We start from the raw sequence: 11,005 nt of genomic DNA on the forward strand, positions 1-11,005 counted from the left end.
AACGGCCGGTCTGTGCTCATTTGAGCGTAGACCAGCGTTTCGCTAATGCAATACCACTCAGAAACGGATCTTCATCCCCAGCGAGGCCGAGATGTCGGCATCGAGACTGGTTTTGCCGCTGTTGTCCCAGGTTTTGCCCACTTCGGTGTAGGCCTGAACGTCATCGGTCACCATCCAGGTGGCACCCACTGCCGCCTCGGTGGCGGAGAACTGCTGGTTGGCCTTCAGCGTGGTTTTGCCGTTGCTGTTGGCGGTATTGCGGTAGGTCACCTCATCCTGGCCGTCGGTCAGCTCCTGCCAGTAGTTCACCCGCAAGTACGGCTTCACTATGCCGTGGTTGGTGTCGTACTCCGCGGTGAGACGCGCCCCGAGACGGCCAATCACCGCGCTGTCGGCCTTGACGCTGACCCGCGTTTTGGCCGGATCCTTGAGGGTGACGTCATCGAAATCACTCCACTGCCAGATCAGCTGGGCCTGAGGCTCAAATGCCCAGCCGCTGTCGCCAAAGTACCAGGGTTTACCCACTTCCACGGAGGCGGTCACCGAGTTGCCGTCCGGGTGGTAGGTTTCATGGTCGGTCATGTTTTTCAGATCGACCGAGTGATAGCCGTACTGCAGAACGTTATCGACGTACAAGCCGTCGGTGTCGGTCCATGTGGCATAGCCGCCAAGATAGGTGGAGAAGGTAGAGTTGTACGCCGCCCCCCCGCTCATCCCGGTATTGCCGTCGATGGCGCTGTCGATATCCATAAAGGTGGTGTACATCCCGGCACGCCACTTATCGTCCTGCCACAGATCGAGCCCCATCTGCATGCCGTTGTACTGGCTGTGGCTGGTGCTGCCTGTAGCGTCATCCAGTTTCTGATCGACGGTTTTGGTCAGGTAACGCGCCCAGAAACGTCCCTCCTGGTCGGCAGGGTTGTCCGCCCGGTAAGGCCGCTCGTCGCCCTGGCGCAGGTGCAGGGTGCCCAGCACAAACAGGTCCGCCTGACGGATAATGGACGGCAGCGTATCGAAGCCCGGCACGTCCGGGCGATAGCCGGCACGCAGGAACCAGTCTTCGCCCGCGCCATTAATATCCCCCGCAAACAGCTGGTACTCCCAGGCCCCGGCGGTCAGATAGTCGGAGCCGAGGGTGAAGGCGTCTTTAGTGGTTTGCGCCGTGGTGACGCCGCCGTTGATGGCATCGACCACCAGAATGCCGTCGCCCTCGGTGGGCTCCCCAAGCCGGCTGACGTCGATATCCAGCAGGGTGGTACCGCTGGCGGTTCCGCCGTCGATCACCAGATGGTCCGCCACGCCCGGGCTGTTCTGCTGGGCGGCAATTTTCAGCGTACCGTCGAGGCCCACATAATCGCCCTGCACCGTCAGCGTCGAGCCCACATCGCCGCCGCGCAGATTCACCGTGCCCTGGTTCACCAGGTTCGCCACGGTCTGATTATGCCCGCCGGTATCAAGCAGACCGTTGCTGCTGACAATATGGCTGGAGGCACTGCTGAACCGGTTCTCGCCACCTGCCAGTAACGTGCCGTTTTCCACCAGCGTATAGCCGGACCACGTGTTGAGCCCGTTCAGGACGGTAGTGCCCTCACCGCGCTGAATAAAATCACCGGTTCCGCTAATGATGCCGTTAAGATCCAGTGTGTTGGCGCGATCCACCACCAGCGTCGCCAGGTTGACGATATTCCCCAGCACGCTGCCGCTGTTGCCGCCGTTCCCCAGTTGCAGGGTACCGTTACGGATAGTGGTTTCGCCCTGGAAGCTGCTGTCCTGAGTCAGGGTCAGGGTGCCGTCACCCTGTTTCTCCAGATTGCCGCTGCCGCCTACCGCCGTGAGCAGCGAGACATCGTTGCCGTTGGTGTCGATCGCCCCGCCGTCCCCGGCGAGCGTCACGGCGCGGGCGGTATCAAACGCGGCACCGTAGCGCAGCGTACCGCCGCTGAGGGTGATGCCAGTGCCCGCAGCGCCGAGGTTCGGATCGCCGGAAACCTGCAACACCCCGCCGCTGATGGCGGTCCCGCCCTGATAGGTATTGCTGCCGTTCAGCACCAGGGTGCCGAGATCGGTTTTATTCAGTCCGCCGCTGCCGGTGATTTGGGAATTGATAGTGGCGGTATAGCCTGCACCGTCCAGGGTGCCATCGCCGACCCGCAGAACGGTGTCGGCGGTGTTGGTGGTGATCACCCCGTCGTTAATAACGTAGCCGTCAGTCATAAACTGCGCGCCGCTGATGGTCACCGCCCCGAGGCTATTATCCACCGTCACGGTGCCGGACTCGCCGCCAAACACCGCGAAGGCGCCATCGCTGAACGGGGTGTTAAATGCCCCTTCCGGGTTAGTGCGATCGGTGGTCCAGTTATCATTGCCGTTGCTGTTCTGCCAGACGCCGTTACCGCCGTCGATCACGTCGTTATTTTTCAGCGACCCGCCCGCGCCGCCAAAGCCATCCCAGAAGCGCATGGTGTACCCGGTGCGGTTCACGAGGTTAACCTGGCCGTCGATTGAGGTCTGGACATAGAGATCGTCTGCCGCCGCGGGAGCCGTGCCGATCTCCAGAATGTTGTTGGTCAGGGTGCCGCTGTAGTCGATCACGCGATAGACGCCGACGTCAAAATTCCCGCCCGGGGTCTGGGTGATATTGAGCTTGCCGTCGAGGTTGAGGTCGCCGTTCACCGTCAGGAGATCGTTCAGCGCCCCGCCCGGGGTGCCGGACTGGCCGAACTGGAAATCAAGCTGGGCATTCTGCGCCAGCGTCAGGCTGCCCATGGTGAGTTCCCCCACGCTGTCCAGCGTCGCGCCCGGCGTCAGATGGCCATCATCCGCCACGCTGACGCTGCCGCCCAGGGTTCCCGCGCCGCCGAGAGTGGCCCCGGCATCGACGGTCGCCGCCCCGGTGGCCGCACTCTGGTCGCCGTTGACCAGCAACACGCCCTGCTGAACCGCAGTCGCGCCGGTGTAACTGTTATCCCCGGTCAGGGTCAGGGTGCCGCCGCCGGTTTTCACCAGCCCGCCGCCAATGCCGCTGATAATCCCGCTGATGGTGTCGTTCAGGCCGAGGTTACCTTCCGTCAGGGTGGCCGCGCCCAGGTCGACGTTACCGGCCCCGGAGAGGGAACCGATCGCGGTATTGCCTGCGGAGCCCGCCAGCGTGACGTTACCGCCCGCCAGGTTACTGATACGCGCCGACGCCGCCTGGGCATTGCCCGCAAACGCCACCGTGCCGCTGTTGGTGGTCAGGCTGGTTCCCGCGTCGGCGCTGCCGGAGAGCAGCATTTGCGAGTCAGCATCGACGTTAACCGTTGCCACCCCGCCGCTGCTGGTGTCGGTCAGTTCAAGGGTACCGTTGGTCAGATTGATGGTGCTGCCGTCCGCCGTCGCCGTATCGTTAAAGGCCAGAGTGGCGTTGTTGACGTCAAACAGATGCGACTGGGCCGCGCTGTCGTTATTCACATTCAGGCGCGCCGCGTCGGTCAGGCTCACAGTGCTGTCCGCCCGGCCCAGCGCGCCGGTGGCGTTGGCATTGACGGTCAGGGTGCCGGTGCCGTTTTTACCTGTGATCGTGGTGTTCCCCTGATACGTATTCGCGACGTTAAGATCCAGCACCCCATCGCCCGTTCCGGTGGAACTGTCTCTCACCGCCAGCGGGCCGTCGCCGCCAATCCCACCCTGGGAGGCGAAAGTATTGCCGTACACGTCAAACGTACCGCCCGCCACGCCATCGACGATAAACAGGCGGTCGGTGGTGTAATCCGCCCCAGTCTGGAAGGTGGCGCCGTTCTTGAGGAACACAAAGGTCCCGGCGTTGCCGAGGCTGGAATCTTTGGACACCTGCAGCGTGCCGTTCCAGACCTCTGTCCCGCCGCTGTACTGGTTGTCGCCGTCGAGGATCAGACGGCCCGGATCGGTTTTCAGCAGGCGGATCGCCCCGTCGGCATCGCTGTCCTGCACCAGGTCAACGTTGAGAGTGGTGTTCACATCCGCACCCGCCGCGCCATCCCCGACGCGAATGGCGAAGTAGCTGTCGCCATGGGTTCCGCCCACCGCGTCATAGCTGTTATCCGGCGTGATCACGCCCGCGATGCCGGTGGACACCATGTGCAGCTGCGAATCCTGGTTGATCAGATCCGGCGTCAGCACATAGCCGTCGGTCGTAAACTGCATCCCGCTGGTGATGACATCGCCAAAGGCATTGCTGACCAGCACGGTATCGGCATCGCCCTGGAAGACGGCAAAGGCGCGCTGGGACCACGGGGCGTTGCCGACGCCGTTGCTCTGGGTCCAGTTGTTACTGGTGCCAGCAATTAAGGCGTTCCAGGAGCCGAATCCGCCATCGACAATGCCGTTGCCGGAGGTGCCGTCGCCGTGGTTGGTGGCGTTCAGATCGCCGTCCCAGAACTGGAGCTGGTTGGAAGGCACCACAAAATCCAGCACCAGGTTGACCTGACTGGCGATGTTGGTCTGAATGGCATACTGGTTGGCATCGTTCGGCGGTAAGGTGCCGATGTCCATGGTGTTATTGATCAGTGCCCCGCCGTAGTTAAACAGGCGATAGACCCCCGGCAGGAAGCTGCCCCCCGCGGTGAGCGCCACGTTCACCACCCCATCAAGGGTGAGATCGCCCGCTACCGTCACCAGATCGTTCAGCGCCCCGCCCGGAGTATAAACTTCTCCCAGCTGGAACTGGCTGTCGGTGTCGCTCGCCAGGGTCAGGTCGCCGTTGATGGTCAGCTCGCCGGTGCCGTTCCCGCGAGCATCATCCCCCGGACGCAGCACGGTGCCGGTCTCAAAGACCACGTCGCCGCCCAGGGTGCCGTAGCCGCCGAGGGTGGTGCCGGACATCACCGTGGTCAGCCCGGTGCCGGTCTGCACGCCGTTGATCAGCAGCGTGCCCTGCTCGACGGTAGTGGTTCCGGCGTAGCTGTTATTGCCGCCCAGACGCGTCACGCCGCTGCCCAGCTGGCGGAACGCCCCGCTGCCGGAGATAACACCGTTTAACGCCACGTCGTCTGAACGGTTGACGGTTAACAGCCCGTTGTCGGTGATGTTGGTGGTGGTGGCTAAGCTCCCGGTGGTGCCGCCGTTGCCCAGCGCCAGTTCTGAATCCGGGCCGATCAGCGTATTGCCGGTGTAGGTGTTGTCACCCAGCAGGACGGTGTCGCCGCCGCCGATGCGCTCCATGCCGCCGGAGCCGGAGATGACGCCGCTGTAGGTCTGAGCCCCTGCGCCGTCAAAGGACACCAGGCTGTTAGCGCCCACGGTGGCAATGTTGTACTGGCGAACCGTCGCCTCGCCGCTGGTAACGGCATTATCCCCGGTGCGCAGCGTCGCCCCGTTGTTGACGTTGATCTGCGATGCGCCAGAAAGGGCAAGATCGTTGACCACGCGGATATCGGTGGGATCGCCGTCCAGGGTCAGGGTGCTCCAGCCGGTGCCGATGTTGGTGCCCGTTGCCAGATCGTCCGCCGCCAGCGAGCCGATATTCGCCGACCCGGCATTGCTGTGGGTGCCGTTAAAGGTCAGGGTGCTGTTGGTGCCCCCTTCGCTCAGCACGTGGCGAACGCGGGTCATGCTCACATCGCCAAAGGTGGCGCTGTCGTTGCCGTCGGCCCCGGTGAAGGTCACGCCGCCCGCGAATTCGCCCGCCGTAAAGCCAAACTGGTCGCTGCCGCTGCCGAGGGTGATCTCCCCCTGGGTGGTTCCGGCGTTGATGTTCATCACATCAACGCCGCTGCCGGTGAGCACCACCTGCGCCGTGTCGCTGGCAGCCCGCAGCGTGCCGGTGTTGACGACAGTGTTATTGGCCGTACCCGAGGCATCAATAACCGTCGCGTCCTCGCTCTGGCTAATGATATTGCCGGTATTGGTGATGCTGCGGCTGGCGGCGGTGCCGTTCAGGGCAATCAGCGACTGCGCGTTAGTGGTGCTGGTGGAGGTGATGGTGCCGCTGTTGCTGAATGCCGACGTGTTCTGCGCCAGGATGGTGCTGCCGGTGTCGCTGCTGGTGGTGATGACCCCGCTGTTGCTCAGGCTGCTGGCGTTGGTCGCCTCAATCGCCGCCCCGGCGGTTGACCCCATGGTGATGGAAGTGCCGGAGTTCACGTTGCCGGAGGTGCGCGCCAGCACCCCGGTGCTGTCGGTGCCGTTACCGTTGATGGTGTAGCCGGTGCCGATGGTCAGATCGCCGGTGGTTTGCGAGCCGTCCGCCTGCATAAAGGCAAACCCGCTGCCGCTGCCCGCCACGTTCAGGACGTTGCCAGTGCCTTCTGCGGTGAAGGTCACCGCCGTGCGAATAGCAGGGCCATCGCCGGAATTAATGGTCACGTTGTTCAGGTTGATGTTACTGGAGCTGGCATTGTTGTTGATGCCCGCCCCGGTTCCGGTCACGTCGATGGTGGTGTTGCTGGCGTTGAAGGAGGAGGCTCCGGTGCTGTCGATGCGCACCCCGTCCGCGCCGTTGCTGGCGGTGATCTGGTTCCCGGTGCCGTTGACGGTGAGCGTCGCTCCGTTACCCGCCAGCTGCACCGCCGCCAGGCCGCCGTTGGCGGTGACGGTGCCGAGCTGGCTGACCGTTGCGCCCGCCCCCTGCACCCGCAGACCGATGTTACCGCTGCCAGCGGCCCCCGAAACGGTGATCGCCCCGCTGTTGTTCAGCAGACCCGCGTTCTGAATATCCACGCCAATGTTGTTGGTGCCAGCGACGCTGACCGGCGCGGTGACCGTGGCCTCGCCGTTGTTATGTAAAATAATCCCGGTGCTGCTGTTCCCCAGCAGGTCAATCGCCGCCCCCGCATTCAGGGTGAGATTGCCGAGGTAGCCGACGTTATACCCCACAATACCCGTCTGCCCGGCGGCAGAGGTGATAACCGCATCGGAAGTGACGCGGGTTAAGCGCGGATCGGGATCGATAGTGGCGTCGATGTTGTAGTTACGCCCGTCCACCAGCACGGCGGTGGTGTTATCGCCCGTCAGGTTAATCGCCCCGTCGGTGATCGCCCCGTTGGCCCCGCCGGTCACTTTGACCCCCACCGCACCCGCGCCGGAGACGTTAATGGTGGCATCCCCGGTGGTTAACTGGGTGGCGACGTCATCCGCCGGATCGGCATTGTTCAGATCGTCCACGCCGTTGGCAAAGACCCCCGTCGAGCCCTGGCCTGAAACGTTCAAATCGTAGCTGCTGCCGGTCCCGGTATCGCCGTTGAAGACAGCCCCGTGATCGACGACGAAGAGAATCGACTGGGTCTGGGCGCTGTCAGTAATGGTGGCATTGGTGATATTGATGCTGGAGCCCTGGCCCCAGGCGTAATAGCCGATTTGCTGCGAGTTCTGGAACGACAGTGACGCATCTGCCCCGATATCAATGGTGGCATTGCCCCGGGCGTGCACGCCAATCGCCCCCGCCGATAACAGGCTGATATCGGAATCCAGCGTCACCTGGGCGGCATTGTTGTTCAGGCCTTCGGCATAGACGGCATAGTTGCGGTAGGTGTAAGGCTGGTTATCGGTGCCGCCGGTATCCCCCGCGCTGCCCACCACAATCTCGCTGCTGGCGGTGGAGTTCAGGGAGGCGTTGGCGGACTGCGCCAGGATATTCAGGGCGATGTTGTTGTCACCATCAACAAAAATATTCCCGTTGTTGGTCACCACCCCGCCATTGTCTTTGACGTACATGCCGTAGTTGGCGGCAGCAGAGGTCTCGCCGGTCGACGTTGGCGTCAGGGTACCCAGCACGTTCAGCTGGCCGTTGTTGGTCGCCGCCTCGGTGCCGCCCTCAACCAGCATCCCTGCGGCATTGCGGGTGCCGGAGAGCAGCGTGATGGTACCGTCGGCAGTGTTCTCCATGTTGCCCTGGCCGGTGGTGTACATCCCGGCGCTTAACGCCCCGCTGCCCACCAGATTCACCGCCTCCGGGGTGTCCCCGGAGATAACAGGCGTTGCGCCAAGATAAATTTGCCCGGCATTGGTTACGGTGCCCGTTGACTCACTGTAAATCGCATACCCGGCAGCCCGTCCATCGGGGTTACGGCTGTTACCCGTCAGGGTAATAGTGCCGGTATTGCTGAGGGTACTGTTACCGCCAACGGCCATCCCCCATGCGGTACGGGAGGCGTTATCCGTTAACGCAACATTGATGTAACCCTGGTTGGTGAGCGTGGCGTTCGTTACACCAACCATCCCTACGCTACCGGCGTTGCTCACATTCTGGTTAACGCCGTCTTTCTCAAGGAATAGCCCGGCGTTAATCACCCCGGTATTCAGCGCCGTGCCGTAACTGGCCAGCATCGCCGCCGAGGTGGGGCTGCTGCCGCTACTGCGCCAGGCGTTGATGGTGCCGTTGTTGACGATCGCCCCGCCGTCGAATGCCTCCATCACCGCCGAGGCCCCATCCACGGCGAGGCTCGCGTCGGTGGTGACGGTGCCGGTTGCGCCCGTGCCGTTGGCATAGATCACCCGCAAGTCTCCGGTGCCGAGGGTGGCGTTATTGTTATGCGCCAGCCTGTCTTCCCAGACGTTATAGGTGAGATTAATTTGGGTGCTTTGCGCCTGGCTGAGTAACCCGGTGATGATGCTGTTATAGACGGTCTGGGCTTCTACCGCCGAATCAATTACTTCGCCATCCACCTCAGCGCCCGCGGTCAGCCAGTACTGAATTTGCGGGCTTCCGGCGTACGCGCCCTGTCCTGTGAGGTAGTTGTTTACATCGGCGATGTCATCGGAGGAGGTGATGTTAAATTCGCGGGTACCCACCTGAATCACCCGCCCGCCGGGCAATTCGGTGTAGTTCGGTAACGTCAGGGTGTAGTTATACTGGGTACTTTGCGCCCCCACGCTCTGCGCTTGCGCACTGACCACCGCCGCAGGGCGGAAATGAATGTAGTTATCGGACAGCCAGTTCACTGCGCTGGTAGCGGTCTCTCCCGCATCGGCCCGCGCCAGAGTGGAGTTTTTGGTCAATAGATCGAGAGTGTTTTCCGCTGCGGCTATGGGCGTAGCGCCGTTGGTATCCGCCCCGACGTTAATGTTTGCCGTGCCGCCATCATTCCCCACCTCGGCGATCCCAAACCCATTCATGATCCGGACGGAGTTGGGGTCATACACCGACAACTGCATGTTCCCGACCGGGGTATCATCCGAGGAAACAAAGGTATTTGAGTCGTAAATACTGATGACCTGGAAGCTGCCGTCCAGCCCGGGAACCTCAACGTTGAGCTCCTGATCCTGCTGCGGGTTGGCCGGGTTTGGCGAATAGGTAAACTCACCGATATTGGCTGAAGTAATAGGTGTTTCGACCCCCTGCGAATCGGTGGCCGTGATGGTCAGGATGCGATCGCCTTCCGGCGCAACGGCCCCGGGCAAGGCACTGGTCACTGCCACCGTGCGTCCGCTAACGCCATTCCCGGCAGTGACATCCGGCATTACCGGTATCGGCCCGAGAATATTCAGCGTGGTGCCCGGCGCATAATGATTCGGTAAAACCTCATTATCGATGCTGAATGCAATGCCGGTGTTAATGACGGTATCGAAGTTATAAGCAGGATCGGTTGAGAATAAATAACTGGGGTAAACCGAAGCCCAGTTAACATCGTCAGCAGAAGCGACGCCGGATAAACCGAAGAGTAATACCGGAGCGGCGCGGGTGACCAATAAGCGGCGCCGACAACGTTTTGATCCAGTATGCGAAGTAGAAAGTTCACCTACCGCGACAAAACAGCCTGCCACATGGCTCCATACATGACGATATATTTTGTTCATAACATACCCTGTCTAACCCAATAGTTTGAAATCTATGGAAATACGCGGAAAAGTTAAGAAACATTCAGACAATGAATATATTTAGGTTAGTCGAATAAATTTATTTTACCTGGCAGAAAGCCCGGTAAATTCAATACGAAAAAGTAATGAGGAAGGGAGAAAAACTACGCATTATTCAGAGTACATCCACCCTGAAGCCCTCTTTTAAATCGACCTGAATAAGGCTGATAGTAAAAGAGGGGGAAACAGGCCAAAGGCTATTTTTTACACAGCGCCGGATCGAAAACGGTCTTCCAGTCTTTTTGCATATCCACCACCGTCCAGCCTTTTTCTTTCGCTACGCTTAAGCCCTCTACCAGTTTTCCGCTGGCAGGAGGATGGCTGTCATAGGCATATTCCCGATCGGCATCGGTATGATGAACAATAAGCCCAAATGTTCTGTAATCCGGATTGGCCGCGGTGTATTGCATCATGGCTAAATCACCGTCGCTGTTACCGAAGGCGGCCACCGGACGTTGCCCCATAAACAGGTGGATCGCCACCGGTTTGGCGGCGGCATCGTCGTTGAAGGCACCTTTCATGGTTTTGCGCAGCTGGGTGCCGTTATCGGTCAGCGTAAAGTCGCTGAGCGCAAACGAGCCGACCACCTGCTCAGGCGGAATGCCGTACATTTTATTACTCAGCACCCGCATAAAGTCGATTCCGCCGCCAGAGATGATCCAGGTCTTAAAGCCGTTCTCCCGCAGATAGTCCAGCAGCTGGCGCATGGGCTGGTAGCCCATGGTGTCGTAGCGGCAGCCAAAACGTTGATCGCGCTGGTTATCCACCCACTGGCTGACGCGCTGGTCAAACTCCTCGGTGGTGATGTCACTGTGCGTTGCCGCCAGAATCTGCATCAGCCCTTTTTCACCCGAGGCGGCGACCGCCTTCAGGTCGTTATTCAGCACAGCGCCCAGCACCGGATCGTTCTTCCATTCCGGATGCTGCGGCGCAAGGCGTTTGACTTCATCCACCGCAAACTGCAGCTGGAACGTCAACGGCGCTTCAGGCCACAGGGTGCCGTCGTTATCAAACACCACGTAACGTTTGTCCGCCGGAATAAAGGTTGCGCGGTCCTGATTCGTGGCATTTTGTACCCACTGCACGATAGCGTTTTTTGCTGCGGTATCATTCCAGGCTGAGAGCGGATCCGCCGCATGGGCACCGCTGACGGCACCAAGCAGCAGCACGCTGAGCATTAACTTTTTATTCATCG

General features: G+C 61.0%; 2 protein-coding genes. Both read right to left on the reverse strand.

The annotated features are described in order from the left end of the window. Positions 1-57 precede the first annotated feature (57 nt). Positions 58-9,750 (reverse strand): autotransporter-associated beta strand repeat-containing protein, encoded by a 9,693-nt coding sequence (locus FFB58_RS04260; protein WP_138369119.1) that lies wholly within the window; start codon positions 9,748-9,750, stop codon positions 58-60. A gap of 257 nt (positions 9,751-10,007) precedes the next feature. After that, a complete protein-coding gene (locus FFB58_RS04265; protein WP_039028551.1) occupies positions 10,008-11,003 on the reverse strand; it encodes an HAD family hydrolase in 996 nt (331 codons plus the stop codon). Between the last annotated feature and the right edge of the window lie 2 nt (positions 11,004-11,005).

The organism is Enterobacter sp. MF024, from assembly GCF_005843915.1.
GTDB lineage: Bacteria > Pseudomonadota > Gammaproteobacteria > Enterobacterales > Enterobacteriaceae > Enterobacter > Enterobacter barmai.